Source organism: Lysinibacillus sp. Ag94, from assembly GCF_023242215.1.
Taxonomy (GTDB): Bacteria; Bacillota; Bacilli; order Bacillales_A; family Planococcaceae; genus Lysinibacillus.
This window is the reverse complement of record NZ_CP096780.1, coordinates 2,821,915-2,847,703: the sequence shown is the minus strand read 5'-3', so window position 1 is coordinate 2,847,703 and position 25,789 is coordinate 2,821,915. Positions and strand designations below refer to the sequence as shown.

Genomic DNA, 25,789 nt, shown 5'->3' with positions numbered 1-25,789 from the left:
ATGCGAATTTAAGCTCCATTTCAGCAGGTGTCTAAACACTCGCTGAAATAGAAGAACAACAGGCTAACAACCTAAATCGTGCTGTTGTTGTTGTTGCTGCCGCTTCGCTTTCGCACAAACAAACCATGTTGCTGCCGCTTCGCTTTCGCACAAACAAACCATGTTGCTGCCGCTTCGCTTTCGCACAGACAAACTATGTTGTTGCCGCTTCGTTGGACTACGCTTTCCCCAAAAAGACATTTGTTGGCCAAAAGCCCCAGAGGGAATAGAAGTAAAAATAGAAGAAAACTACTAATTTTTGGGATAATTCATGATTCGTTATTCATCTTCCTAAAAGTTGGTAGTATAATTGTAGAAGCATGCATTCATAAAGGGGAGAAATTGATGACAGCTCAACAACAAGCAGCTATGCAATCCATGATCGACTGGCTAGCAGATGAACACGAACTTGGGCAAGAACCTAAGAAAATAGAAATTGCAGCAGAATTTGATTTATATGATATGCACTACTATATATTCAAGTATAAAAAAACAATACTCGGCAAATGGCTCCTTGGCGTATGTGGAGGCTATGAGGACCCTTCTGACACTGAGCATTGCGGCCATATATTCAGCGAGATGCAACCTTATGACCCTGCGACAGCAGAGCAAGAGGCTGTAAAGATGGTAGAATTAATCCGTGAATACTGGATGCAGCGGGCTGCAGCATATGAAGCTACCCAATCCATGGAGGACGAGACGGACACGCAAGAGAATGGATCTGGTATTTTTAACGGGTTCGTCCTGCTTAACTCTGCAGAATGTGATATGGATCAGATAAAGGCCAACCTTTTGAATGATTGGAACATCACCTGCTCGTTAGTAGAGGATGAGGAGAACGCCGAAGAAACAGAGGATGGAACCTTAGTCTTTGAAGTGGACGACTGCATGTTAGCGGTTAGTTTTGTCGAAGCTCCTGTACCAGATGGTGAGGCGGAGTATTATGCCCAGGGCAATTATATGTGGAAGGAAGCCGTGGAGGTTACGCAAACCCATGTAGCTCAAATCATCCTGGCTGCATTTACTCGCTCCGGTTCCCCGCTGGACAGTGGCAGGCTATACACTAAGTTGGCGGCCAGTTGTTTAAAGCTTCCTAACGCAATAGGGATCTATACATCTGGCACCGTATTCCAACCTGAACTTTTCCAGGATATGGCTGAAATCATGAAAAATGACGATATGTTTCCTTTACTGAATCTTGTCTATTTCGGCCTCGTCGGAACGGAAACTGGGGTAGATGGCTATACTTATGGGCTTAAGTCCTTTGGCAAGGATGAAATTGAAATCTTGGACAGTCAAGCATCCCCAGCCGAACTGCGTGATTTTTTGATTACGATTTCCGGATATATTGTAGAAGAGAATGTCACTTTAAGGGATGGAGAAACGATCGGCTTCTCACCAGAGCAAAAGCTGCCGATTTCCCGTTCCGAGGGAGTTTATGTCGATGGGGATACTCTCAAAATCAAATACTAGTCGCATATCTAAAAGACACCGTAGTAGGTGTCTTTTTTGCTGCATAATCAAATTAACTAATCGCGATATTTTCTAGTGTCAAGGTATGAATGACATACTTACTCGTGGCCATTGTGCACGGTCTCCGAACTTGCTCTTTAGCATACAGAACCTCCAAACTCATTTAAAATAATGGGGATATAATTCTTTATGCTGCCATATCCAGTTTTTCATCTCAAAAACCATTTCCTCATAGCTAGGTACAGTAAATGAAAAATCTTTTCGAGTGTTGACAAGGGTTTTATCTATGTTTACGAGCTCATATGGTCGTATGATGACTTTATTTTCCTTGAAATGTTTATTGAATAATTGCAGAAGGTCAAACTTTGAAATACTGCTATTGTTGACGAGGTGATAGAAGCCTGTTGTCCCTTCAATTGCTGCTCGTTCAATTGCCTTTGCTAATGTAAGGGTGGTAACTCCCGTCCATATTGCACTTGTATAGCCATTAATAGTATCATGCTGCTTCATAAACCAATTGAAGAGACCAATACCATCTTCCTTCAAATCCGGACCAATGATAGAGTTGCGAAACGTTAGGTGTTGAGTGCTTTCAATTTCTCCTAAGCCCTTCGTACGATCATAAAAAGTTTCTCCGTCGAGAAGGCTTTTTTCATGATAGGGAGCTGTTTTTCCTGAGAACACACAATCCGTACTCAAATGAATAAGCTTGGTTTTCCTGTTTTTTAATAAAGATACAATGGCATGAGGCAAATAACTATTGAGATATATGCTTTTCTCACGGTCGGTTTCACAGGCATCATTTAAAACGCCGATACAATTGACTACAACATCGTAGTCGTCTTCTAGTAATAGGGCTCTTAAAAAATTTACATCAGAAATATCTCCCGTAATATTATTTCCATATGAAAAGGCTGTTCGTGAATAGGTAGTTACATCATGCCCTTTTGAGCATAAATAGAATGAAATCGTGTGGCCAGCCATTCCTGTAGCTCCAAGAACTAAAAATTTCAAGGTTTTCCTCCCATCCAATTATGTAATTCTTCTTGAACAAGAGGGAGCTTTAATAATTTTTCTTTTATTTCAGCGACGGACAGTATTTTCGTATTAGTAGAGTTATATTCATCGGTTAGCGTAATTTTAGGAGAACCCTCATCAAGATATTTCCCATAATTTAAATCTCGATTATCTGCAGGGATTCTATAAAAATTCCCCATATCGAGTGCCTTTGCGGCTTCTTCCTTTGTTAATAACACTTCGTAAATCTTTTCACCATGCCGTGTTCCGATTATTTGTATCTTATTTTGTGCCTGAAATATTTCTAGTAAAGCCTGTGCTAAATCCTCAATATATGCAGCCGGTGATTTTTGTACCATAATGTCTCCGTTTTCAGCGTGTGAAAAGGCATATAAAACTAGTTCTACCGCTTCATCAAGACTCATCATAAAGCGCGTCATTTTTGGATCTGTAATAGTTAAAGGATTACCAGCTTTAATTTGTTCGATAAATAAAGGAATAACAGAGCCGCGTGAAGCCATGACATTGCCATACCGTGTACCGCAAATCAATGTTTGATCTGGATGGACCATTCTTGACTTAGCAATAAACGTTTTTTCCATCATGGCCTTTGATATGCCCATTGCATTTACTGGATAAGCAGCTTTATCAGTAGATAGGCAAATAATTTTTTTAACACCGGTTTGAATAGCAGCTGTTAAAACATTGTCGGTGCCAATGATGTTCGTTTTAACTGCTTCCAGTGGGAAAAATTCACAAGAGGGGACTTGCTTTAGAGCTGCAGCATGAAAAATAAAATCGACGTCATACATCGCATTGTAAATGCTTTGGATGTCACGTACATCGCCGATAAAAAATTTGATTTTTGGATGTTGATAGAGTTTACGCATATCATCTTGCTTTTTTTCATCTCTTGAAAAGATGCGTATTTCTTTAATGTCGGTATTCAAAAATCTCCTTAATACCGCATTACCAAAAGAGCCTGTGCCACCAGTTATGAGAAGAACTTTATCTTTAAACATTGTATTGTTTCACACCTCTTACATGTATGGAGTACTAATTTATTTTAATCCTCTTCGATGTAAATCATATTCAGAATTTTCTCTTGGGAAGTTATACCAATATGCCAATTCATTTGTATATTTGCTGGTCGGATTTTTATCCATTAAGGCACAATTAAAATCCCAATCCCCGGCAATATCTTTTCTTATGGTAAAGGTTGCATCACCTATAAAACTTCTTCGAATAATTTTAAATTGTCCAGGTAAAGTATATCGATTAGATTCATCTTTTATAAATGTGTAGCCAGCCTTTGTTAACATGTTGTAGTAGTAAATATCAAACTGACCATCTACTTGGGCTAAGACGTTTCCAATAGCGGGTAAATAGTGATCATCACTATCAATGATAGCTATATAATCACCTGTAGCTTCGGCGATACAACGATTATAGGCTACACTAGCACCCAAATTAGTTGGATGGTTAATGATTTTCAAGGCAGGGCAGTTTTTTTGATAGTCCTTTAATAGGGCTACAGTATTGTCGGTGGAGCCATCATCGCAAACGATAATTTCATAGGCGTATTCTTTCGGGATACTTTCCAACATTGTTAATATCCACTCTTCACTATTATAGGCAGGTGATAAAAAGCTGATTTTCATGTATAACCCTCGATTCTTTTATTGTTAGTAAAAAATGTTCGATAGGCGTAAGCAGAAGTTTTAATGCTGTTAGCTTTGATTGACATAAAGGATTCTTTATTACAATATGCGTTGCAAGAGCTGTTCTATAGGCAATTGTTTAGATTCGTTGTTATTTAAAAGAGAGAAAGCACATTGAAAATAAGGTGATTTTACTAGTGTATTCACGGTGCTTATACTATTCTTTTCACGTTATTAAACGAGACATCATAATTTAATAACAGCATTGCATTTTAATTTCCTTCAGCAATTATTTTTTGTAGCGTAAGCGAAGCGACAGTTACCAGAATTGCTCTACTTCTAAAGGTGAGTGAGATAAAAGTGAATGAACCTGACCTGCTGAAAGAAGTAAAGCCTCCGGCGGGTGTAACGAAATCGGCTTTGTGCAAGCATAAAGCGATTTTGGACGCTTTGTTTATCTGTAGCGACAGCTACAATTATGCCGAGGCATATTCGATAAGGGGGGGATGTTATGTCAAAAAAGATAGCCTTCATATGTAGCGTGGAATCGTATAAGCTTTCCGACGCACATATTTTCAAAGATTTGTGCCTTGTTCCGATTTTGTTAGGTGAATATTTAGGCTATGATGTTAGTATTTTGACGACGGAAATGAATGAGATATTATTGAAACAAAATTTTCCTGCTGTTACTTTTCAACATATTCCGTTTGAGGATGACTATGTTGCTAATATGAATACCTATTTAATAGAGCATGCAAAGGACATCGATATTGCATTTGTAATAGGACCGTATCCATCGTATTTATCGATATTAAAAACCTATAAAAAATTTAATCCGAACGGAAAAATTTATATGAAACTAGATGTTAATCGTTTTTGGTTAAACCGATTAAAAACCTATCCTTATTTTTCAGAGTTACTCCAGCTTTGTGATGTACTTTCCTCTGAATGTGAATCCATTCAAAACGCTATTCATGAATTTTTAAATTTAGATATTAAACGTATTCCTAATGGTTTTTATGAGCTATTTCAAACAGAGCCGGTTTCATATAAAGAAAAAGAAAATAGAATACTAACGGTTGGCCGATTAGATGCTCCCGAAAAACAAATTCTTTTAGCAGTTAAAGCATTTTTAGCTGCACAACTTACAGATTGGGAATTTCGATTAGTAGGTCCCATGTCAGAGGCGTTTAGACAGGAGCTGCTGAACGTACTTGATGGAAACCCATTTGCGGCACAGGTCATTATTTTGGGACCGATTTATGATAAGGTGCAATTGGAGGAGGAGTATAGAAAGGCTAAAATTTTTTGCCTTACCTCTTTAGTAGAATGCTATGCTCATGTATTTGCTGAGGCTGCAAAGAATGGTTGTTACATTGTTTCGACTGATGTAGATGGGGCTTTGGATATTACTCATAATCAACGCTATGGAACAATTCATCCGACACATGATTGGGAAGGTGTTGGGCAGACATTGCAGCAAGTAACGAAACAGGAAGCTTTACTAGGGGATACGTGTGAACATCTCCAAGCATTCGCAAGGGCGGAATTAAATTGGCAGCATATTGTGCAAAAGGTGGCACAATATTTAGGGGAAAAGCCAAGTTTAAATTAGGTCGAATAGAAAGGGTAGATCATCTCTATATAAAAAATCCCCTAGATTTTTCATTATCTAGGGGATAATCCTGCATTTGTTTGAAAATTCAAATCTTGCAGCTATTACACTACCTTCAACTGAAAAGTCTATTGTTCTTTAAAGTTCGTTTTTCAGCCCAAGGGTATATCTTATTTTATTTCAAGTGTATATGGTTCAGTACTAGCTTTACCGTAATATTCACTTACTTCAATATAGTAAGTGCCTTTATCCAGTTCGACTGTACCTACTTCAGCATCTCCAGCTCCGTAAAGATCTAAAGTTTCTACTGTTTTACCTTTTGCATCAATAATACGGATGACACCATCTAGTGCTTTTTCTGTTTGAAGAGAGAAGGACACATTGCGTTTGCTGTCGTTATTAAATTCAAAATAGTCCTTATCACCAAATGGAACACCAGCATTTAAATATTGAGTAGCTACCCATTTATCATCTTTTTTCGTAAGTACAGTTGGTTTTGTCGGTATACCATTTACTAACTTAGAATCTGCATCCTCATCTTGTTTTTTATGATCAAACAAAGTTAAAGTATATGGCTGGATTGATACTTGTCCTACATTGCTTCCGTTAAGAACAATAAAATAACCGTGATCTTTTTTAGCTTTAAAAGAAGTATTTACATCTGTTGTTCCCCCAAGACCAAGTAGCATTTCAAGTAGGTCTTCACCTTGCCCAAATGGAATTTCTGTCGCCATTTCTTGTGGATCAATTTCCATATTACCATTTGTATCTTCTATAATGGAGCCTGAAAATTTCAAGTCATTTTGAAGTTCATTAGGTAATTTAGCTAGCTGTTCTTTAGTATATGGTACAGAAGAAATAAGAAGACTCATGACTTCATCTTTCCCCTGTTGTTTATAGTAGTAGAAATCAGTATCATCTTGATAAATGAGATGATCTTTATAAGTAATACCAGGTTTTATCGTTGTTGCAGTGGTTGGTGTGTTATTACTTCTATTATCGTCTTCTGGAATTGCTGCCATTTTACTAGTTTTAAGTGTATATGGTTCAGCAGAACGATCACCAAAATTCATCACTTGTACTACATATGTTTTGTCCTTTTTCAATGCAATTGCCTTTGCATCGTTTGGATCACTTGCTGATCCAAAAAGTAGACTGAGTAACCCCATATCATTCGTTAATGAAGAAACTGGGATTAATTCATTTGTTTCCTCATCATATTCGAATACAGTACCGGCTGGAGATTGGTTTAAACCTTTTTGAATTCGGAAACCATATACGGCATCTTCTTTAGCTGTAAATGCGAAGTAATCTTGATCATCTTCTGTTTGGAAGTATGCTTTTTGATCTTTACCAATATCAAAACGAATTGCTTGGCTCATGATTTGGTCAACATTTTCCGGTTGTCCCATAGCATCTGGATTCATGAATATATTCATAAAATCATTTAGTTGATTACGTTTCTTTGCTTTATACTCCGTTAAAGGTAAAATTTCCTTTTGTACGTTATCTTCTTGCATTCCGCCATTTGATGAAAGTCCGTCTTCATCCTTAGGAAGGGTAACGACTTCACCTTTTAATGTGTAAGGAATGATGGATTCACTAACAGTTTGCTCAGTTTCAATACCGCCGCCAAAGAACATATCAAGTGAAAAATTCATACCGTTTTCATTAGATACGCTTATTACATACTCTTCCTCAGGTACAGCATCGACAACTAAGTTGACGCCATCGCCTTTATCCGTGCCGTAAGATGCTCGGATTGGGTAGGCCTCATTTAATCCTTCAGCATCTTCCTCCTCTGACGGAACATTAACTAAATCTTCTTTTAGATAAAGCTCCATAGAAGCAGAAACACCTGGAATCCCAGCTAAATCAAATTTCAGTGTCGTTGGTTCATTCACTGAAAATGTAAAATAATCTTTATCACCTAGATGATCTTCAGAAAGTAGGGTATAGTTTTTCCCGGCTGTACTGAATGGGAATTTTTCAATCTTCGCCATATGTTCCATATCTAATGCATCAATTGGTAATTTTTTAGTTGTTTGGGCCGTGAATACGTAGTTTGAATCACCTTTCGAGCTATAGCTGCCATTATGATCTTTAACGCCAATAAGAAGGGTTCCTTTTTGATCTGCTTTATATAGGTATCCTTCTTGCTTGCCTACACGTACATCATTGACTTTAATTGGTTCTACTTCTTTTTTATTACCTTCAGGGTAGAAGTATAAATCAAATGCATAATCATATTTGGCTGCACCTTTTAATGTCAGTTGAGTATACTCATTTGCATCTAGCTCCACCTTGTACCATTTCTTTTCGTCTGGTAACTTGAATTCACCTTTTTCAGTATTTACTATATCTTTTTTAAGGGCTTTTGCGTTTTTCAAGCGCTCTTCTTTTGTTTCAGAATACTGTTTTGGTAGATTATTAATATTAAACTGTAATGCTTTCACAGGATCTACAAGGCCATGTCCATATGTCAGATCATAGCCCTTTTCACCTAAATCCTTTGCGGTCATTTCGAGAATAGCCTCTATTTCATAAGGCTTTAAATCTGGATATTTTGATTTTAGTAGGGACGCCACACCTGCAACAACAGGAGATGCCATCGATGTTCCACTAAATTTTACAAAGGATGATCCTTTTTTCTCATCAAGAACTGTACTGTAAATGTCTTCACCTGGAGCTACAAGATCAACCGATGGACCATAGTTTGAATAGCCTGATAGCTTGTTTCGATCATTTGTAGAGCCTACACTAATAACGCCTTCGTAAGAAGCAGGGAAGGAGTAATTGTCTGTCGATTCATTTCCAGCAGCTGCTACAACGGTAACTCCTTTATCAATGGCTTTCTGAACGGCTTCCTCCACTAATGGAGAATCACCATAACCGCCAAGGCTCATATTGATAACATCTGCGCCTTGCTCAATGGCGTAAAGGATTCCTTGTGCAATAACGAAATCACTAGCGCCATCTTTTCCGTTGAATACATCAATTGGAAGAAGCTTGGCATTTGGATTAATCCCATGTCCTCCAATACCATTATCTTTTGCCGCGCCAACAATTCCTGCTACATGTGTTCCGTGCTCATTAGGATAAGATGTATTGGCAGGTGCTGCTGCATTATATGGTGGTAGTACTTGAGATTTTAAATCTGGATGTTTAAAATCCACACCACCATCGATAACAGCTACTTTTACATCATTGTTGCCAGCTAATTCTAGTGCTTTATCAATTTGAAGTAGACTCAAATGGTACATATCCTGTTTCTTTGGATCTACTTCTGTGCCAAAGGAATGATACACGTAGCTTGGAGATACTTTTTTAACTCCTTTTTGTTTCACGTAATATGAAACTGCTTTTTCTAAATCTGTTCCTTTGTTCAGTTGGATAACATCGTATCCTAATGAAGGAATAGAGCGGATCACTTTTGCGCCAATTTTTTTGTGCACATTCTTATCAAGACCGGAATGTTTGACGATAATCGTATCCTGACTAATCCATTCTTTTTGATTCTTAGATGTTTGATCCTTATTGCTAGCTACTTTCACTAACTCTTGGTTCTTTGCTGTTTTTTGTGGCGCTTCAGCAAAGGCAGAAGTAGCAGGAACCATTAGTGCTGCAGATGCTACTAAAGCAACTGATTTTTTCTTCCAGTTTTTCAACTGTTTTCCCTCCTTGAGTGTGCCAAATATTTGTGACATCTATACTAATACGAATGACTGTTAGAAAAGTTTCGTAATAAGTATATATTTTTCCAAAAGCACCATTCTATATTTTACCATATTTATCCCGTTATAAAAATATGTAGAAGAGAGGTCGAAACATTTTACTCGATTTGTGAAATGGGAGTAGGAGCACAGATTCAATTAACTATGAACAAATTATCTTAAAGCTGCTCAAGAAGTCTGTGCAAATCTGCCTTCGAACGAGGCATTTTAATGTTTGTTTTAAATAACTTTTTCTTTTGCAAGGCAACGGCCATTTCAAAGACCCATGGTCGTTCAAGATGGGCTCTTTCAAGTAAATCATCTTGGAAGAACATAGAAACTGGATCTCCATTATAAATAATTGTCCCAGCTTCCATCACGATTATTTGATCTGCCCATTCATAGGCTAATGCAATATCATGTGTTGCCAGTAAAATTGTTCGTTCACCGTTCTCTAGCGTTTCTAAATACTGTAAAACTTGTGCACTATAATAATTATCTAGTCCAGCTGTTGGTTCATCTAATAATAAAACGGATGGTTCCATTGCAAGTACTCCGGCCATTGCGACACGTTTTTTCTGTCCAACACTTAAAAAATGGATCGGTTTATCTAGCAATGCTTCGACTTCGGTTTGAGCGACGGCCCACGCAATTTTCTCTTCAATTTTTTCAGTTGTCCAGCCAAGATTCAAAGGACCAAATGCAATATCTTGCTTAACTGTGCCAGAAAAAAGCTGATTGTCGGCATCCTGAAAAACAATACCAACCTGTTGGCGTAATTGTTTTAATGCTTTTCTACTATAGTTCAGGTCATTGCCACAAAAGGATATACTTCCAGCGGTAGGCTTCAAAATACCATTTAAATGCTGAAATAACGTTGATTTTCCAGCTCCATTATGACCAAGTAAAGCGATTTTTTTCCCCTTTGGAATTTGAAGTGTAATATCTGTTAGTGCATAAGTTCCATCTGCATAAGCGTAGGATAAATGTGTTAAATCAAAGTATAAATCTGTCATCAGAAAAAACCTCCATAAATGATGAGCAGTATAAAAATAGTAGCAATACCTACCCAATTTTTTGTGTTATAGATAACATCGTTTTGCCAATAAACAGTTTCGCCACCACGGGCTTCCATCGCATTGTTTAGTTCACGACTGCGTTGGAACATCTCAACAAATAAAGCTGCAATTAACATTGATACCGAACGAAGCCACTGCATAGGGGAGCTGTATCCTAGACGAGCCTGCTGGGCAAGATGAATTTTTTGCATACTATCTAAAAAGATAAAAATAAAACGATACGTCAGCTCTACTAGCTCTACAAATAGAGTTGGAATTCGCCATTGTCGTAGCACGTAACAAATAGAGTGGACTGATGTTGTGAGAATTAAAAAATACAAACAGCTAATGCTGCCAAGGACGATGAAAAAAAGCTGTTGTGCTGTCACGAGGCTCGCTCTGCCGATAAAAATCGTCCAACTATTAAGTGAAAATGACCAAATATACGCTGGTAACGTGCTAGTTGTTGGCACTATAGAAATTAAAATTGACACTAAACTTGATAGTAAAAAAAATCCGGGAAGCAATAGCAATTTAACATAATATTTAGCAGGGATTTTTGCACCTAAAATGATAAAAGCACTCATCACAAAAAATGTAATGAGTGAAATTCGTTCATCTCTCATGATAAGCGACAATATAAGTAGTCCAAGGGATAACGTCATTTTTTCTAGCGGATGAACAGTCGCTAATTTATTTAAATAAGCATACTTATCAATGAGTAACATCGCTTAACCCTCTTTATGTTTGCCGCGCATTAAGCCAATGAAATAGCCGATAAATCCAGCGCCAATAGCAGCTTGTAATGCGAATAATAAGCTTTCGATTTCACCACTTGGTGGCGCCCATAAGCTTTCAAACCATGGCTCGTAGTTAGCATCAATTTCACTAATTGCTGCCTCCGCTTCACCATCAGCCCCTTCGAATTCTGCACCTTTTTGAATAAATAGGGGGATAATCGCTAGGAACACAACAATGGCTAAGAGCAGTAAGTTTTTTTTCATGTTAGTGTGCCTCCTTTGTTGAGAAAACACGTAGAGCCTTTAATTCACTCACATTGTATTTTTTTAGGAAGTTCATGACGATCACTGTTAAAATTCCTTCACTAACAGCAAGAGGAATTTGAGTTAATGCAAAAATACCAGCAAATTTTGTGAATGAAGCCATAAAGCCTCCGACCTCAGAAGGGAAGGCAAGAGCTAGTTGCACTGAAGTGACAACATATGTACCTAAATCACCAAGCATTGCTGCTAAAAAGACGGCTACTGAAAATGATAATCCCATTTTTTGTGAGCCCTTAAATACATAGTAAGCGATTATAGGGCCCATAATGGCCATCGAAAAGGTATTTGCCCCTAATGTTGTAAGCCCGCCGTGTGCTAATAGTAAAGATTGGAATAATAATACGATTGTCCCGATGACACTCATTGCTAATGGTCCAAAAAGAACTGTTCCAAGTCCAACTCCAGTTGGATGCGAGCAACTCCCTGTTACAGAAGGAATTTTTAAGGCAGATAGTACAAAGGCAAAGGCACCCGATAGCCCTAATATCATTTTTGTTTCAGGGTTTTCTTCAATGGTTTTTCGAATAGAACGTAATCCTAAAATAATAAATGGAATCGATACGACCCACCAAAAAATCGCCCATTCAATTGGCAAAAAGCCCTCCATAATATGCATCGCAAATGCACGATTTGGCACGAATAAAAATGCCAATAAGAAATAACTAAGCTTCCAACCTGAAAATTTCATGAATCTCTCCTCCTGGCTTTAAAATATTTCGAATTAGTATGCGATCGATCCAATGTGCCTTGGCGTAATTGTAGCTGCCGCTTTGCTTTCGCTACAGAAAACATTTGTAGCTGCCGCTTTGCTTTCGCTACAGAAAACATTTGTAGCTGCCGCTTTGCTTTCACACAGAAAATAATTCGTCCGGATTTTTGAATTGTGCATTCCTTTCAAAGTCCGTGACATCCGCCAGAGGCTTTTCTTTTCATTCAGTAGGTGTTTTAGCCCGGTTGGAACCATATCTGTACGAATCTACCACCTTGAGATGGAGTCTCTGCTGAATGAAAAAAGCACTTCTCCGATAATGGAAAAGTGCATAGCTAAAAAAGCAAATAAAATTCTAATCTGCTAAGCCGCACACCCATCCTCGTAGGTTGAAACGATCACATTTTTTTCGGCAGGTCTCCTGGCTTTAGTTCAACGTTTTATAGGTCTTCCCATCCTTTGGACAGTGACTTTTTCTATAAAACTCCCTAGTACAGTGGCGGGACCGCGCCGGACTTGAACCGGCTTCCCTTTTAAGCGAAAAGCTGAACAATTCGCACCGATAAAAGATGAAGTTGTGAGATTTCACGACAAAGTGTAACATGAATTTCCATATTTATGCTATGATTTTTATGAAAAAATTTAAAATTAATAGTCTATGTCGAAAATTTAGATAAATCAAAAAGAAATGTCGCGTTTTTCTCTAGAATTTTAAAAAAATTGTCACAAATTAAGAAAGTAATATTGAAATTTTTAAAAAATAAGCTATGATAGAAACAGTTTTCAATTACATGAAAATTCTTTCAGCGAACATCTTTTGTAGCGAAAGTGAAGCGTAAGCTACAGAAGCCTCCTACCTGTATAGATGGTGAGATGAATGCTGATTTAAGTTCTTTTCAACGGGTATCAAAACACCTGTACCTGCTGAAAGAAGGTAAAGCCTCCGGCGGCTGTCACGCAATTATGCCGAGGCATAATTGATATATTAAAAAATTCATATAAAACGTCCATAAGTGCTTGATTATTTTCAAGATAATAGGGAAATCGGTGAAAGTCCGATACAGCCCCCGCTACTGTAATAGCTGATGAAATCGTGGATGCCACTAGTGAAAACTAGGAAGGTGCGAAAGTAAAAGGAAGCTTAAGTCAGGAAACCTGCTTATGTGATGATGCATGCAAACTTTTCGGAGGGAGAAGTTGAAGCGAAAGCGAGTACCTGTATATATTCGTTTTTATTTGGCTTCTACTAAACCTTTACTCTTCGTCTAGAGTAAAGGTTTTTCTTTTTCCTAAAAGCAAATGAGGGGAGAACGAACGACTATGACAACTTGGAATTTAGAGGGCATGAAAACACATCTTTTTATTTGTAATGGTAGTAGCTGTATGAAAAAAGATGCTGAGGATATTACACAGGCGATCCGTGACGAAATACAGGTGCTGGCACTTGATCAGGAAATACATACGACAAGAACTCGCTGTAATGGCAGATGTAAAGATGCTTGTGTTGTCATTGCATATCCTCAGGGGAATTGGTACCGTATCCCGACAACAGAGCATGCGAAGGCACTCGTACAAAATTTAAATCATGAATCGTTACATAATGAGCATGTCTTTACATTGCGTGAAGGCACGCTACACCGTACAGCACAAACAACAGCCATTAAAGGTATTGAAAAGGTGAAAGAGGGGTAACAACATGGCGCAAAAAGGTAAGATTTTCGTAGTTGGCTTTGGCCCTGGAGACTTTAAACATATTACGACTCGTGCTGTAGAGGCACTGCAACAAAGTCATATGATCATTGGGTATAAAACGTATGTTGAACTTATTCAGGATTTAGTTAGTGCAAAGTCGATTATTAGTACTGGTATGACGGAGGAAGTTTCACGTGCACAGGAAGCGGTACGTCAAGCAGAGGCTGGAAGTATCGTATCGGTCATTTCCAGTGGAGATGCCGGCGTATATGGAATGGCAGGATTAGTGTATGAGGTATTAATCGAGCTAGGCTGGACAGAAGCCACTGGTATCGAGGTAGAAATTGTTCCAGGTATTTCAGCTATTAATTCGTGTGCGAGTTTACTAGGTGCTCCAATTATGCATGACGCCTGTACCATTAGTTTAAGTGACCATTTAACACCTTGGAATTTAATTGCAAAAAGAGTAGAAGCGGCAGCGATGGCGGATTTTGTTATTGCGCTTTATAATCCAAAAAGTGGACGTCGTACGAGACAAATCGTAGAGGCGCAACGAATTTTATTAGAATATCGTTCGCCAGATACACCGGTTGGCCTTGTGAAAAGCGCATATCGCGACCGTCAAGAAATTACGATGACGACTTTAGCAGAAATGCTTGAACATGATATCGGCATGTTAACGACAGTTATTATTGGGAATTCAACAACATTCTTCTACGACAATAAGATGATTACGCCACGTGGCTATCAGCGGAAATATACACTTGGTGATGAAAAACAACCGTTACGACCACATCAACGACTCAAGGAAGAAAATGAACCATGGGCGATGAATCAAGAAACTGGAACAGCGCGTAATGATTTTGCAACAGATCCTAATACCAATCGTATTAAGCCCAGTTTAGCTATTAGACCGGAACTAAAGCCTAAAAAATCGTCACTTGAAATGGCAACAGCAGCTCTTGCTTTGGTGAAGGGTACGAGCGCTGTGAAAGTAACACCCAAGCTCGTTCAACAAAAAATCGAATCTGTTTTTGAATTAGCGGTTAGTCCTGGGGTAGCCAATAAGTTCTTTACGCCGCAACAAATGATGACATTAGCTGAAGTAGTTGGTGAGGAAGGGACGATGGAGTATACACCAGACCATCAAATTCATTTGAAAATTCCAACGTCTGAGCCTGAAGAAATTACAACAAAGCTCCGTGAAGTTGGCTTTTTACTTGCACCACTTGGTGACGTACTTTCGTTAAAGGCTTGTGACTTCTGTTATGGCGAAAAGTTCGATTCGATTCCATATGCGGAAGAGATTCAAGAAAAGCTTGGGGGTATGGCGTTACCGAAAACATTAAATATTGGTTTTAATGGCTGTGGTATGGCGTGTTATCGAGCAGTATTTGATGATATTGGCATTGTTTATCGTAAAAGTAAATTTGATGTTTTTATTGGAGCTAAGCCGGTTGGTCGTACAGCACATGCGGCCCAGCCTGTTGTTGAAGGGTTAGAGCCTGAACAGCTCATACCACTTATCACCGATATTATCGATGAATATAAAGCAAATGCGCATCCAAATGAACGTCTGTTTAAATACTTCAAGCGTGTGAAAAAGATCCTACATTTTACGTATCAGGATATGTCTTCAAAAATAAAAGTAGAGCCAGCTCCATGCGGCGACTAGTGAGGGGTAATGAAATGAAAGCAATTTTATTTGTCGGCCACGGGAGCCGTTTAGAAGCAGGAAATGAAGAGGTATGCGCGTTTATCGAGCAAATGACACCTCGTATTGATGAACGTTTTTTAGTTGAAACATGTTTTTTAGAGTTCGCTTCGCCGAATATTGAGGAAGGTATTACGAACTGTGTGAAGAAGGGTGCAACAGAGGTGCATGTTATTCCGATTATTCTTCTTCATGCTGGACATTCAAAACTACATATTCCAGCAGAAATCGAACATGCACGTGAGCATTATCCAAATATAACGTTCACATATGGTCAAACAATCGGTATCCATGAAGAAATATTTGCTATATTAGAAGACCGTTTAGCTGAAATCGGCTTCAATGCTGAAGAACAACATGAAGATACTGCTATTTTATTAATTGCACGTGGTGGCAGTGATCCTGCTGCAAATGGTGATTTTTATAAAATTACACGCTTGTTATGGGAAAAACTCCCGGTTAAGTATGTAGAAAGTGCCTTTATGGGTGTCACTGATCCGCGTGTTGAAGAAGGAATTGAGCGTTGTGTGAAGCTCGGTGCTAAAAAAATTATTATGCTACCGTATTTTTTATTCACAGGTATTCTAATGGAACGTATGAACGGTATGTGTAAGCAATTTAATGAAAAATATCCGGACTGTGCTATTCAAATTGCTAACTATTTTGGCTATCATGAGCGTTTACAAAATGTACTATTAGAACGTATTGAGCAAGCTGTAAATGGCACGTCAACAGGTATGCAAGATTTAGAAAATTATCGTGCTTATGCAGCAGTACATGGACATACGCATCATCATCATCACCATCATGACCACGATCATGAACATGATCATCACGACCATGATCATCATCACCACCATGAAGAGGAGCCAGTGAAATGATTTTCATGTTAGCAGGGACGAGCGATGCTAGAAATCTAGCACTTGAAATCCAGTCAGCGGGTTATGCTGTAACAGCAACGGTCGTTACTGAATCAGCTGCTTCTAGCCTTGCTGAAGTAGGCCTTCCTTATTTAGTCGGTCGTTTAACGGCGGATGAAATGGCAACGATTATTACAGAGCGAGGATACCGTTTAGTGGTAGATGCCTCTCATCCATTTGCTGAAGAAGCTTCAAAAAATGCTATGGTGGCAGCTGAGCAAGCAAATGTTCCGTATATTCGCTATGAGCGTGCTCATGAGCAATATGCACATCCGTTAATTACGATTGTGAAAGATTACGACGAGGCTGCCCAGTTAGCAGCAAAAAAACGTGGTGTCATTATGCTAACGACGGGCAGTAAAACACTAGCAACCTTTACAAAGGTATTACATGGTTTAGAAAATACACGAGTAATTGCGCGTATGCTTCCTCGACTCGATAATATGGAAAAATGCGAAGCACTTGGTGTGGCGCAAAGAGATATTGTTGCCATACAGGGCCCTTTTTCAAAGGAATTAAATGAAGCACTTTTTCGTCAATATGATGTGACGTTGATGATTACGAAAGAAAGCGGCAAGGTTGGCTCGGTGGATGAAAAGCTAGAGGCAGCCCTTGCATGTGGCATCGAAACGATTTTAATTGCAAGACCAAATATAAAATACGGACAGCAATATTCTACATTTGAAGACATACTTCAAGCTGTACAAAACACACTTTAGGAGGCAATCCAAATGGACTTTAAAACAGATTTCAAACCATTAACAGTAGACCCAGATAAAATTTACGATTACAGTTTCTCTATTATTGCAGAGGAAATGGGCGAGCATAATTTTTCAGAGGATGAGTGGAAAGTTGTACGTCGCATCATTCATGCTTCTGCAGACTTTGAATTAGGGCGTAGCGTAATTATTACACCGGGAGCAATTGAGGCTGGTATTCAATCAATCCTTGCTGGCCGCCATGTTATTGCAGATGTGCAAATGATTGAAAGTGGTTCAGGGAAAAAACGCTTCCAAAAGCATGGTGGCGATTTACACTGTTATATCGCTGATGAAGACGTATCAATTGAGGCGAAAAAACAAAACACAACACGTGCAATTATTTCTATGCAAAAGGCAGCTAAATTACACGAAGGTGGTATTTATGCAATTGGGAATGCCCCAACAGCATTGCTAGAATTAATTCGTTTAATTAAAGAAGGCTTAGCGAAACCAGATTTAATTATCGGTATGCCAGTTGGCTTCGTATCAGCTGCTGAATCGAAGGAAGAGTTATTAAAACTAGAAGGTATTCCGTATATTACAAATGTTGGTCGTAAAGGCGGTAGTACAGTGACGGTTGCCGCATTGAATGCTGTCTCACTTTTAGCGGATGAACAGGCGAAAAAATAATGGAGCGGAAGCCTAAAAAGGATCCTAAAGACATGCGTCACGGTTATACAACGGGGTCCTGTGCAACTGCAGTAACGAAGGCCGCTTTACTCGCCTTAATTACAAATGAAGAGCAAGAAACGAGTACGATTCATTTGCCAATTGGACGAGATGCAACCTTTACGATAGAAAAATGTACATTTCAGCATGACGCTGTTAGCTGTGAAACGATTAAAGATGCTGGTGATGATCCGGATGCAACACATAAAGCACTCATTGTTGGCACAGTAAGCTGGTCAGATATACCAGGCATTCATCTGGACGGTGGAGTTGGTGTCGGGCGTGTAACAAAGCCCGGCTTACCAGTACCTGTTGGAGAAGCAGCTATCAATCCTGTACCACGGAAGATGATTCATAGTACTGTACAAGGTGTACTTGATGAATTTCAAATTAAACGAGGCGTTAACGTAGTTATTTCCGTCCCTGAGGGGGAGGAAATTGCGAAAAAAACGTTAAATGGGCGACTTGGTATTATAGGAGGCATCTCTATTTTAGGCACAAGGGGAACCGTCGTGCCTTTTTCGAGTTCTGCCTATATGGCCAGCATTGTCCAAGCAATTAGTGTTGCAAAAGAGGCTGGTTGTAAGCATTTAGTCGTCACGACTGGTGGACGTAGTGAAAAGTATGCGATGGCACAGTACCCGCATTTACCAGAGGAAGCGTTTATAGAAATGGGCGATTTTGTAGGCTTTACATTAAAGCATTGTAAACGACTTGGTATGGAGCAAGTATCGCTTGTTGGGATGATGGGGAAATTTTCAAAGGTGGCACAAGGTGTCATGATGGTGCACTCGAAAAGTGCTCCTATTGATTTTAACTTTTTAGCACAATTAGCAGTGGATATAGGTGCAGATGAAGAAACTATTACGAACGTACGAGAGGCAAACACTGCTTCCCAGGTTGGAGAAATTATGGCAGAAAAGGGCTATGATGCATTCTTCCACCACTTATGTGAAGCTTGCTGTTATTCTTCATTACATCATATTAAAGGCGGATTAACGCTATCCACATCGATTTATTCGATGCAGGGACAATTATTAGGAAGGGCTGATGACATTGCATCGATCGATGAAATTGATTGGGATCGGGGATAACGGGCAAGAAAGCTTACTACCGCAATATGTACAGTGGATTGAAGACTGTGAGGTACTTGTTGGTGGGGAGCGTGTCCTAGAATTTTTCCCGAATTTCACGGGTGAAAAAATGTTAATAAAAGGTGGTCTTTCGGCGCTTGTCGAAAGATTATCTGCAGAAACAAGAACTACAGTTATTTTAGCGTCAGGTGATCCATTATTTTACGGAATCGGTGGTTATTTAGCGAAAAAGCTAGACATTGACGTGTATCCATATATGAGCTCTGTGCAGCTTGCTTTTTCAAAGATGGGGGAAAGCTGGCAGGATGCTTATGTTACAAGTATTCATGGGCGTTCCATGAAAGGCTTAGCACAACGCATTGATGGTAAAAAGAAAGTGGCGTTGCTAACAGATGCAGAGAATAATCCGAATGAGTTGGCACGTTATTTAAAGCATTTTGGCATGACAGAATACCGTGCGTTTGTGGCAGAAAATTTGCAGGGCACAAACGAAAAATTCGGCTGGTATTCGCTTGATGAATTAGAAGTGACTGATTTTTCTCCGTTAAATGTTGTCATTTTACAGCAAACTTCAGTACCGAAACACTATGTACTTGGTATTGATGATGCAGAATTCTCACAGCGTAAGCCAGACAAAGGGCTGATTACGAAAAAAGAAATTCGTGTCTTAAGTTTACAAGCGATGCAGCTACAAAAGGATAGCGTCGTTTGGGATGTTGGCACATGTACGGGTTCGATGGCCATTGAGGCCGGCAAGCTTGCGCCAGAAGGTCAAATATTTGCCGTGGAGAAAAATGCTCCCGATTTAGAAAATTGTCTGCAAAATCAGCAAAAGTTCCGTGTAGATATGACAGCTATTCATAGTAAAGCGCCAGCAGGACTTGAAAATTTCCCTGATCCGGATGCGGTTTTTATTGGCGGCACTGGAGGAGAAATGGTGGAGTTATTACAATTGTGCTGTACACGCTTAAAGCCAAAAGGTCGTATTGTCTTGAATGCTGCAACAATTGAAAATTTATATAAAGCAGTCGAAGCGTTTAAGTCTTGTGGCTTTGCTGTAGACATATTGCAAGCACAGCTTGCGCGCAGTAAACCAATATTAGATATGACACGTTTTGTCCCATTAAATCCTATTTACATTATTTCTGCATATCGAAAGGAAGAAAATCATGAGTAATCTTGGTATTTTATATGGCTTGGGCGTAGGTCCTGGCGATCCAGAGTTAATTACAGTTAAGGCATTCCGTGTTATTCAAGAATCTCCTGTTATTGCCTATCCGAAAAAACTAAAGGGTAGTAAAAGCTACGCACATCGTATCGTAGATGTCTACATTAACCCGGAAGAAAAAGATATGCTTGGCCTAGTATTTCCAATGACAAAGGATGAGGCTGTATTAGAACGCGAATGGACGAAATCAGTGGAACTTGTCTATGAGAAATTAAAAGAAGGTAAGGACGTCGCATTCGTAACAGAAGGTGACCCATTATTATATAGTACGTTCATCCATATGATGAAGCTTATGCAGGACATGCACCCTGATGTTGAAATCCGAACAGTTCCTGGAATTTCTTCGTTCAATGGTTCAGCATCACGACTTGGGATTGCATTAGCAGATGGCGATGACCGTGTTGCCATTGTCCCTGCCCATGATGACTATGATGCCATGCGTGAAGCGATTGAAAGTCACGATGCAGTGGTGTTTATAAAAGTAGCGAAAGTTATTGATTTAATGCTTGAGGTGCTTCGCGATTTAGATTTACTTGATAAGGCATCGGTCGTAACAAAGGTAACATCTGACGAGGAAATCATTTGGGATGTACGGGAGCTAGATGGTGTCGATTTAGAATATTTAACGTTAATGGTGGTGCGTAAATAATGAAAAAAATATATATTGTCGGCGCTGGTCCTGGTGATCCAGATTTAATTACAGTAAAAGGCTTACATATGCTACAAACAGCAGACGTTGTCATGTATACAGATTCATTAGTGAATGAGGACCTAATTGCAAAGGCAAGACCAGATGCAGAGGTTATTCGCACAGCAGGTATGCATTTAGAGGAAATGGTAGCGGTCATGGTAGATCGCGTTAATGCAGGTAAAGTTGTAGCTCGTATGCATACAGGAGACCCTGCGATGTATGGAGCAATCATGGAGCAAGTTGCTCTATTAAAAAAGGAAGGCATTGGCTACGAGGTTATTCCTGGTGTTAGCTCTGTCTTCGCTTCAGCAGCGGCAATCGGGGCAGAATTAACCATTCCTGATTTAACACAAACACTTATTTTAACGCGTGCCGAAGGACGTACACCTGTTCCAGAATTTGAGAAGCTACGCGATTTAGCGAGTCATCACTGTACAATTGCCTTATTCCTGAGCGCAACGCTAACAAAGAAAATAGTAAAAGAATTACAAAATGCTGGCTGGACCGATGATACACCAGTAGCTGTTATTCAACGAGCTTCTTGGCCAGATCAAAAAATCGTCCGTACAACATTAATTGAACTGGATGAAGCGATGCGTGTGAACGGTATTCGTAAGCATGCGATGATTTTAGCTGGCTGGGCCTTAGATCCGACTATTCATGATAAAGATCAATATCGCTCCAAATTATATGATGCTTCCTTTACACATGGCTTTAGAAAAGGTGTGAAAACAAGTGATTGAGTTACAAGAGGGCGTATTGCCAGAAGTTGACCAACGAAATCCTTATGCAGTTGTCGCCATTACAAAGCACGGTGTTCAAATCGGACGTCGCTTGCAGCATACTTTTGCTGCGAGCGACTTATATTACATGAGTAAATTTGAGCAGGGCGATGAAGAAGAAAAGCATATTCAGATGTTTACTGGTACTGTGCGTTTACTGCTGCCAACTCTTTTTAAGCAATATAAAGGCTTAATTTTAATCATCTCACTCGGTGCAGTTGTACGCATGATAGCACCGATTTTAAAGGATAAAAAGACTGATCCAGGTGTTGTCGTCATTGACGACCGTGGTGAAAACGTGATTAGTGTGTTATCGGGACATTTAGGTGGCGCCAATGAGCTGACACATGAAGTAGCTGCAGCACTTGGAGCAAATCCTATTATTACAACAGCCTCAGATGTGCAAAAGACCATTCCGGTTGATTTATTTGGTGCTCGTTTTGGCTGGGTTTGGGATAGTGCCGATAAACTGACACCTGTCAGTGCCTCTGTTGTCAATGAGGAGCACGTTGCAATCGTTCAGGAAACGGGAGAACGTGACTGGTGGATGCGTGACACAACGATGCCAGAGCAAATAAAAATTTATCCGTCAACATATGATGCGATTGAAGCGAAACCACATGCGACATTGCTCATTACTGACCGCATCATTGACCCAAAAGAAGAAGTGCTTCTAGAAAATGGTGTTATTTATCGACCAAAATCGGTGGTGCTTGGCATGGGCTGTAATCGTGGGACAGCAGTGGAAGAAATTGAGCAAGTCATTGATGAAACCCTTGCAGAGCTGAAGCTTTCGAAAAAAAGTGTGAAAGCGCTATGCACGATTGATTTAAAGAAGGATGAGCAATGTTTCTTAGAAATAACAAAGAAATACGATTGGGAATTTGTAACATATTCACCGGCGGAATTAAATGAAATTGATTTCCCTTCACCATCAGAAACCGTTTTTAAATATACAGGAGCATACGGGGTGAGTGAGCCTGCAGCAATGCGTTATGCGCAGGTGGAGTCACTTGTATTAGAAAAGAAAAAATCGGGCAATGCTACAATCTCTGTTGCTAGATTAACATTTTAAGGAGGAGGAAGCCTATGCAAACGAATCGCTTTGTACTTGCTGGTACTGGTAGTGGAGTTGGTAAAACAACCTTTACCATTGGACTAATGAAAGCGTTACAAGAAAAGGGCAAAATTGTGCAAGGCTTTAAATGTGGTCCCGATTATATTGACCCTACTTATCATACTGCTGTTACAGGACGTGCATCACGTAATATCGATAGTTGGATGTTTTCGCATGAAGCAGTGCGAGATATTGTCGCACGTGCAAGTAAAGATGCTGATGTTTCCATTATTGAAGGAGTTATGGGCTTTTATGATGGCAAAAGTCCGCTATCGAATGCTGGCTCTGCAGCAGACATTAGTGTTGTCACTGAGAGCCCCGTTATTTTAATTGTCAATTGTGCAAGTATGGCACGAAGTGTAGCGGCAGTTGTGAAAGGCTTTCAATTGTTGTCGGATCAACCGAATATCGTTGGTGTCATTGCTAACCAAGTCGGAAGTGTCGGTCATTATGAAATAGCGAAGGCTGCTATTGAGCAGGAATGTGGTATTCCTGTCATCGGCTATTTAAAGCGTGAGGAAGGGATTGATATTCCTAGTCGTCATTTAGGACTAGTCCCTGCCATCGAACGAGGGGAACTAGATACATTTTTTGATAAGCTAGGCGCTCTAATGGCTGAGACCATTGATTTAGATCAATTGCTTGCATTAACAAAGGCTCCTGTTCTACAAGAATCAGGGCAAATTTTTAATGAACAACCTTCGCAAAATATTTGCATTGCCGTAGCAAAGGATGCAGCTTTTAACTTCTATTATAAAGAGAATTTGGATCTACTACGTGCAAAAGGAGCTGAGCTGCAATTTTTCTCCCCACTTGCAAATGAGCCTGTTCCAGCTGAAGCAGACGGATTGTATATCGGTGGAGGCTTCCCAGAGGAATTTGCAAAGATTTTGGCGGACAATTCAGTTGCCAAAAAGTCTATTCGTGAAGCAGTTGCCAAAGGTCTACCAACATTAGCTGAGTGTGGTGGCTTCATGTATTTGACGGAGGCTATTACGAATAGCAATGGTGACCGTTATGATATGGTTGGTGTTATTCCAGGAGAAGTAGCGATGCAAGCGAAGCTAGCGGCTCTCGGCTACCGTGAAATTTTTGGCACACCAAATAATTTTTTAATTGGGTCGGATGAAGAAGCAAAGGGGCATGAATTCCACTATTCAAAATATAGTGGCTCGCATAATACGCCGGCCTATGAAACGAAGGGCCGTTTTGGTAACAAACAAGAGGGCTACCAAGCTGGAAATTTAGTAGCTGGCTATACGCATTTTCATTTCGTATCTAACCCAAAGCTTGTTGACAATTGGTTAACAGCTTGTAAGAAGGTGAAAAATCATGACTAATTATTTTCCTATTCACATCAATATTGAATATAAAACTGTAGTAATTGTTGGAGGGGGACACGTAGCAACACAGAAGATAGCTTCACTGCTTCCAGCTAAAGCTAATATTGTCGTTGTTAGTCCAACTCTAGATGAATCATTACTGCCTCTTGCCGAGTTAGGGCAAATTACGTGGCGTGAAAAAGAATTTGAAGCACGTGATTTAGATGATGCATCACTCATCATTGCGGCTACAAATGATACGTCAGTAAATGAGGCTGTACAAGAAGCGGCACAACATTGGCAGCTCATCAACCGCGCAGATGCACAGGCTGAAAGCGATTTTATAACGCCAGCAACAGTGCGCCGTGGTCCCTTAGTGTTAACAGTTTCAACGTCAGGTGCTAGTCCTGCATTAGCACGTAAAATAAAAGCTGACCTCGAAGAGCAATTTGATGAGGTTTATGACGACTATGTATGCTTCTTACAGCAGGCACGTTTAATGATTGCGGCTCAGTTTGACAAGGGCCCACAAAGGCGCACCGCCTTACAAGCATTACTTGAACCGAGCCTACTAGAATGGACACGTAATGGAGAGATTGAGAGACGTGAAGCATTTTTACAACAAATACTGATGGGAGAAGCGCAATGAAAGACGGAATAGTGTATTTAGTTGGAGCTGGACCAGGAGATCCAAAGCTCATTACAGTGTACGGGCTCGAGTGTATTCAAAAGGCAGATGTCATTGCATATGACCGTCTTGTGAACCCGAAATTACTAGAGTTTGCCAAAAAAGATGCCGAGCTTGTGTTCTGTGGTAAATTACCTGGGAAGCATCATTTCATTCAAGATGAGATTCATACATTACTTGTCGAAAAAGCGCATGAAGGCAAGATTGTCACACGTTTAAAAGGTGGCGATCCATTTGTTTTTGGTCGTGGTGCAGAAGAAGCAGAAATTTTAAAAAATCATGGTATTGCTTATGAAATTGTTCCAGGTATTACAGCTGGAATTGCTGCCCCAGCATATGCGGGCATCCCTGTAACACACCGAGATTTTGCGACAAGTTTTGCGCTTGTAACAGGTCATGGTCGTGAGGAAAAAGGACAGGACTTTTTAAATTGGCCCGCACTTGCAACAGGCATCGATACAGTTGCCTTTTATATGAGTGTTGGTAATATTGCTTATATTTCTAGAAAGCTCATCGAAAATGGTCGCAAGGCAACTACTCCAGTCGCCGTTATTGAATGGGGAACAACAGAGCAACAGCGTACCATCACAGGTCAGCTTGATGAAATAGCTAGCATTATTGAACGAGAAGGCTATCATAATCCTTCCATGATTGTCGTTGGCGAAGTCGTCAATGTACGCGAGAAAATTCAATGGTTTGAGGAACAGGGACTAGCCTTTACATAAAGGAGTAAAACGTATTTAAGCATAAGGAGGAATTACA

The 25,789-nt window shown here is 39.7% G+C and carries 23 protein-coding genes and 2 riboswitches; of the genes, 15 read left to right on the top strand and 8 right to left on the bottom strand.

Going from position 1 to position 25,789, the window contains the following annotated elements:
* Positions 1–384 precede the first annotated feature (384 nt).
* Positions 385–1,512: a DUF4261 domain-containing protein gene (locus MY533_RS13165; protein ID WP_248716328.1), complete on the top strand. Its 1,128-nt coding sequence runs from the start codon at positions 385–387 to the stop codon at positions 1,510–1,512.
* 159 nt (positions 1,513–1,671) lie between these two features.
* On the opposite strand, the gene MY533_RS13160 is transcribed toward MY533_RS13165, so the two are convergent.
* From MY533_RS13160 to MY533_RS13150, 3 genes are read right to left on the bottom strand one after another with little or no spacing between them, the layout of a single operon-like run.
* Positions 1,672–2,526, bottom strand: coding sequence for an SDR family oxidoreductase (locus tag MY533_RS13160; RefSeq protein WP_248716327.1), 855 nt, complete (start codon positions 2,524–2,526; stop codon positions 1,672–1,674).
* Positions 2,523–3,551, bottom strand: a complete 1,029-nt coding sequence (locus MY533_RS13155) for a polysaccharide biosynthesis protein (RefSeq protein WP_248716326.1) — start codon at positions 3,549–3,551, stop codon at positions 2,523–2,525. Before MY533_RS13155 ends, MY533_RS13160 begins: the two co-directional genes overlap by 4 nt.
* Before the next feature lie 39 nt (positions 3,552–3,590).
* Entirely contained in the window at positions 3,591–4,190 is a 600-nt protein-coding gene (locus MY533_RS13150; protein WP_132360003.1) for a glycosyltransferase family 2 protein, read from the bottom strand.
* Between the two features lie 511 nt (positions 4,191–4,701).
* Here MY533_RS13150 and MY533_RS13145 point away from each other — a divergent pair.
* Positions 4,702–5,805, top strand: coding sequence for a glycosyltransferase (locus MY533_RS13145; RefSeq protein WP_248716325.1), 1,104 nt, complete (start codon positions 4,702–4,704; stop codon positions 5,803–5,805).
* A 170-nt stretch (positions 5,806–5,975) separates the two neighbouring features.
* Here MY533_RS13145 and MY533_RS13140 read toward each other — a convergent pair whose 3' ends face one another.
* The 5 genes from MY533_RS13140 to MY533_RS13120 form a co-directional block, all read right to left on the bottom strand.
* Positions 5,976–9,473 (bottom strand): S8 family peptidase, encoded by a 3,498-nt coding sequence (locus MY533_RS13140; protein ID WP_248716324.1) that lies wholly within the window; start codon positions 9,471–9,473, stop codon positions 5,976–5,978.
* Between the two features lie 224 nt (positions 9,474–9,697).
* On the bottom strand, positions 9,698–10,534 hold the full coding sequence (locus MY533_RS13135) for an energy-coupling factor ABC transporter ATP-binding protein (protein ID WP_248716323.1): 837 nt from the start codon (positions 10,532–10,534) through the stop codon (positions 9,698–9,700).
* Entirely contained in the window at positions 10,534–11,304 is a 771-nt protein-coding gene (gene cbiQ, locus MY533_RS13130) for a cobalt ECF transporter T component CbiQ (protein WP_248716322.1), read from the bottom strand. Before cbiQ ends, MY533_RS13135 begins: the two co-directional genes overlap by 1 nt.
* Positions 11,305–11,307: 3 nt before the next feature.
* The gene (locus tag MY533_RS13125) at positions 11,308–11,580 is read right to left on the bottom strand and encodes an energy-coupling factor ABC transporter substrate-binding protein (protein WP_248716321.1); all 273 of its coding nucleotides are present in this window, start codon (positions 11,578–11,580) and stop codon (positions 11,308–11,310) included.
* 1 nt (position 11,581) lies between these two features.
* Positions 11,582–12,328, bottom strand: coding sequence for an energy-coupling factor ABC transporter permease (locus MY533_RS13120; RefSeq protein WP_132359990.1), 747 nt, complete (start codon positions 12,326–12,328; stop codon positions 11,582–11,584).
* Positions 12,329–12,742: 414 nt separating this feature from the next.
* Positions 12,743–12,928, bottom strand: a riboswitch (cobalamin riboswitch).
* Between the two features lie 415 nt (positions 12,929–13,343).
* Positions 13,344–13,527: riboswitch (cobalamin riboswitch) on the top strand.
* Between the two features lie 142 nt (positions 13,528–13,669).
* Between MY533_RS13120 and MY533_RS13115 the strand changes: the two genes are divergently transcribed.
* The 13 genes from MY533_RS13115 to cobA are packed head-to-tail and all read left to right on the top strand — an operon-like array spanning position 13,670 to position 25,752.
* Entirely contained in the window at positions 13,670–14,041 is a 372-nt protein-coding gene (locus MY533_RS13115; protein ID WP_248716320.1) for a (2Fe-2S) ferredoxin domain-containing protein, read from the top strand.
* Between the two features lie 4 nt (positions 14,042–14,045).
* On the top strand, positions 14,046–15,716 hold the full coding sequence (gene cobJ / locus MY533_RS13110; RefSeq protein WP_248716319.1) for a precorrin-3B C(17)-methyltransferase: 1,671 nt from the start codon (positions 14,046–14,048) through the stop codon (positions 15,714–15,716).
* A 14-nt stretch (positions 15,717–15,730) separates the two neighbouring features.
* A complete protein-coding gene (locus MY533_RS13105; RefSeq protein WP_248716318.1) occupies positions 15,731–16,636 on the top strand; it encodes a sirohydrochlorin chelatase in 906 nt (301 codons plus the stop codon).
* Positions 16,633–17,394 (top strand): precorrin-6A reductase, encoded by a 762-nt coding sequence (cobK, locus tag MY533_RS13100; RefSeq protein WP_248716317.1) that lies wholly within the window; start codon positions 16,633–16,635, stop codon positions 17,392–17,394. Before MY533_RS13105 ends, cobK begins: the two co-directional genes overlap by 4 nt.
* A gap of 12 nt (positions 17,395–17,406) precedes the next feature.
* Complete coding sequence (locus MY533_RS13095; protein WP_248716316.1) at positions 17,407–18,066, top strand: precorrin-8X methylmutase; 660 nt, start codon at positions 17,407–17,409, stop codon at positions 18,064–18,066.
* A complete protein-coding gene (locus tag MY533_RS13090; RefSeq protein WP_248716315.1) occupies positions 18,066–19,199 on the top strand; it encodes a cobalt-precorrin-5B (C(1))-methyltransferase in 1,134 nt (377 codons plus the stop codon). Before MY533_RS13095 ends, MY533_RS13090 begins: the two co-directional genes overlap by 1 nt.
* Positions 19,156–20,376 carry a precorrin-6y C5,15-methyltransferase (decarboxylating) subunit CbiE gene (cbiE, locus tag MY533_RS13085; RefSeq protein ID WP_248716314.1) on the top strand — a complete coding sequence of 407 codons (1,221 nt, stop codon included), beginning with the start codon at positions 19,156–19,158 and terminating at the stop codon, positions 20,374–20,376. The genes MY533_RS13090 and cbiE overlap by 44 nt, the downstream gene beginning before the upstream one ends.
* A complete protein-coding gene (cobI, locus tag MY533_RS13080) occupies positions 20,369–21,076 on the top strand; it encodes a precorrin-2 C(20)-methyltransferase (RefSeq protein WP_132359974.1) in 708 nt (235 codons plus the stop codon). The genes cbiE and cobI overlap by 8 nt, the downstream gene beginning before the upstream one ends.
* Positions 21,076–21,861, top strand: coding sequence for a precorrin-4 C(11)-methyltransferase (gene cobM, locus MY533_RS13075; RefSeq protein WP_248716313.1), 786 nt, complete (start codon positions 21,076–21,078; stop codon positions 21,859–21,861). Before cobI ends, cobM begins: the two co-directional genes overlap by 1 nt.
* Positions 21,854–22,975 carry a cobalt-precorrin 5A hydrolase gene (locus MY533_RS13070; RefSeq protein WP_248716312.1) on the top strand — a complete coding sequence of 374 codons (1,122 nt, stop codon included), beginning with the start codon at positions 21,854–21,856 and terminating at the stop codon, positions 22,973–22,975. The genes cobM and MY533_RS13070 overlap by 8 nt, the downstream gene beginning before the upstream one ends.
* A gap of 14 nt (positions 22,976–22,989) precedes the next feature.
* Complete coding sequence (locus tag MY533_RS13065; protein WP_248716311.1) at positions 22,990–24,357, top strand: cobyrinic acid a,c-diamide synthase CobB; 1,368 nt, start codon at positions 22,990–22,992, stop codon at positions 24,355–24,357.
* Positions 24,350–24,988 carry a precorrin-2 dehydrogenase/sirohydrochlorin ferrochelatase family protein gene (locus MY533_RS13060; protein WP_248716310.1) on the top strand — a complete coding sequence of 213 codons (639 nt, stop codon included), beginning with the start codon at positions 24,350–24,352 and terminating at the stop codon, positions 24,986–24,988. Before MY533_RS13065 ends, MY533_RS13060 begins: the two co-directional genes overlap by 8 nt.
* Positions 24,985–25,752, top strand: a complete 768-nt coding sequence (gene cobA / locus MY533_RS13055) for a uroporphyrinogen-III C-methyltransferase (protein ID WP_248716309.1) — start codon at positions 24,985–24,987, stop codon at positions 25,750–25,752. Before MY533_RS13060 ends, cobA begins: the two co-directional genes overlap by 4 nt.
* The last annotated feature ends 37 nt before the right edge of the window (positions 25,753–25,789 follow it).